This is a genomic window from Effusibacillus consociatus, from assembly GCF_042652925.1.
Lineage (GTDB): Bacteria > Bacillota > Bacilli > Tumebacillales > Effusibacillaceae > Effusibacillus > Effusibacillus consociatus.
Genome location: NZ_JBHSHC010000035.1, coordinates 1 through 2082 on the forward strand (window position 1 = coordinate 1; position 2082 = coordinate 2082).

Consider the following 2082-nt stretch of genomic DNA (forward strand, 5'->3'; position numbering starts at 1 on the left):
TGGTAACTACAAACCCCCACAGTGGACTTTCACCACCTAGTTAATCGCCATGCGTGGCGCACAAGAATAAGCAGCTACTCCAAAACGAGTAACTGCTTAACTGGACCATTCAACCATATAGATTTGATTGCCGTTCATGTTCAAACTCCTGAATCTGTTGGCGCAAAAATTCCAATCCCGCTTCCCCGGAATAAGTTCTACCGGCCTTGCGATCTTCGCGACTAGCCCGTATTAGCCGAATGACATCCGGATCTTCGGCCAAGGCTTTCACGTCCAGGTCAGCCAATTCTAAAACGCGTTTTCCCTTCAGTTTATCATATAGCTGCTCAGCGGTAATAAATTTAATTTCCGATCACCGTCCTCTTATTGATGATACAACATTGCATAATACTGAAGCGAGGAGGGCTCAGCTAATGGGAACCTCCTCGCTCCTCTCGATTAGATTCATCATTCATTGACCTCTTTGAGAATGCGTTCATACAACGTTTTAGATATGCGAAAATGGTGATTTTGAACTAATTCATCAACCAGAGATTTTACGGCTGGAACAATGCCTTCTTGTTTTGCCAATAACAGTACACCCAAAGTGCCTACCGGTTGGAGCAAAAAGGTTTCCGCCAGTTTACGGGCCGCTATATCATCAAGAATTACGGAAGAAATATCTAATTCTTTTGCAGCTATAATTACCTCTAATTCACCGTAGTGAAGTTTCCCGTACAACTGGTCGACAGATTCCTTATTTTTAACTTCATAAATCTTGAAATACCCTTTTTCTAGATTGAACAATAATTCACGCCGCCCTATTGCATTCTCTGGGGAGTTCTCTATTACTTCACGATAAACTGCCTGCGGAATGTAGATTTCATCGAATAATTGAGCTAATAAACCGAGACTGTTGATGCTTGAAAGAGCAATAATCGGGCTTGCATTACAAACGATTCTATTCATCTTTGGCCTCTTGCTTTTCGGCAAATCGTTTTTGAATGAAAGCCTGATCCTGTAAAAAATGTTCCTCCGTATACTCTCCCCATGGGATTCCTTTTTTCCTCAAAACGGACATAAAATCCATCAAAGACAAACCAGATAGTTCGGCAGCTCTTTCCAACGTGACAGCTCGTTCAACAAAAAGCGATATGGCCAAAGAAACGCGAATGGTTTCGTCTACGGATTTACCCTCACTCAAATGCTGTAAAACCGGTAAGAAATCATTTGGTATCGACACCTGAAACTTATCTATCGCCACTGCGTTCACATCCTTTTATGATCTTCTCTTTATTATACATTTTTACTTTATGTGCAAACAGTGTGAATCAGATGCTGCTACTTCTATTGAGATGGGCACAAATAGCGAATGATTTTCAATCAGGTCCCCTCGTGCTCGGGAACCTAATTGAATTAAACGGTTCTGCTATGTGCTATTTCGTGGGATGTTGATTTATTTTTCCCGCTCAGATCAAAGCTGTAAAATTGAAAACGGTTTTTTCCTTGTTCCTTGGCCTGATACATTGCCATGTCCGCCTTTTTAACCAGCCTCTCTAGGTCATCTCCATCATTTGGGTATACACTTATACCGATAGTAGGCGTGACCGAAATCTTACCGCAATCCAGTACAAAGGGTGAGGAAAAATTATTCAGGATTCTTTGAGTCACTTCAGTAACCTCAGCACATCTAGTGACTTGTAGCATTATGACAAATTCATCCCCACCAAGCCGAGAGATCGTATCTCCCGGGCGAACACACATTTTTAATAACTCGGCAACGTTTTGTAATAAAACGTCTCCCTGAGCATGGCCCCATGTATCATTGACGGACTTGAATTGATCCAGGTCGAGAAATAAAATTGCCAGCAATTTCTTCTGACGGAGTACTTGAGCCAACGCAACAGCGAAGCGATCTTTGAGCAAATATCTGTTTGGAAGACCGGTCAAAGCATCATAATAAGCATAGTGGTTTATTTTCCTCTCCTGTACCAAGGCGAGATAGAACAAAGGTATTGTGATCAACAGAAATCTGAATATTTCGGCGCGGCAGAGCCGCTAGGTTAATGAATGAGAGCCAATATGTTAATGGGGAGAGCCACC

At 42.1% G+C, this 2082-nt stretch carries 4 protein-coding genes; all 4 read right to left on the minus strand.

Going from position 1 to position 2082, the window contains the following annotated elements; all coding sequences use genetic code 11:
- Positions 1-109 precede the first annotated feature (109 nt).
- Positions 110-286, minus strand: a complete 177-nt coding sequence (locus ACFO8Q_RS06135) for a hypothetical protein (RefSeq protein ID WP_380024851.1) — start codon at positions 284-286, stop codon at positions 110-112.
- Positions 287-447: 161 nt separating this feature from the next.
- Entirely contained in the window at positions 448-948 is a 501-nt protein-coding gene (locus ACFO8Q_RS06140; protein WP_380024852.1) for a PIN domain-containing protein, read from the minus strand.
- The gene (locus ACFO8Q_RS06145; RefSeq protein ID WP_380024853.1) at positions 941-1243 is read right to left on the minus strand and encodes a UPF0175 family protein; all 303 of its coding nucleotides are present in this window, start codon (positions 1241-1243) and stop codon (positions 941-943) included. Before ACFO8Q_RS06145 ends, ACFO8Q_RS06140 begins: the two co-directional genes overlap by 8 nt.
- A 152-nt stretch (positions 1244-1395) precedes the next feature.
- Complete coding sequence (locus ACFO8Q_RS06150; RefSeq protein WP_380024854.1) at positions 1396-2004, minus strand: diguanylate cyclase domain-containing protein; 609 nt, start codon at positions 2002-2004, stop codon at positions 1396-1398.
- Between the last annotated feature and the right edge of the window lie 78 nt (positions 2005-2082).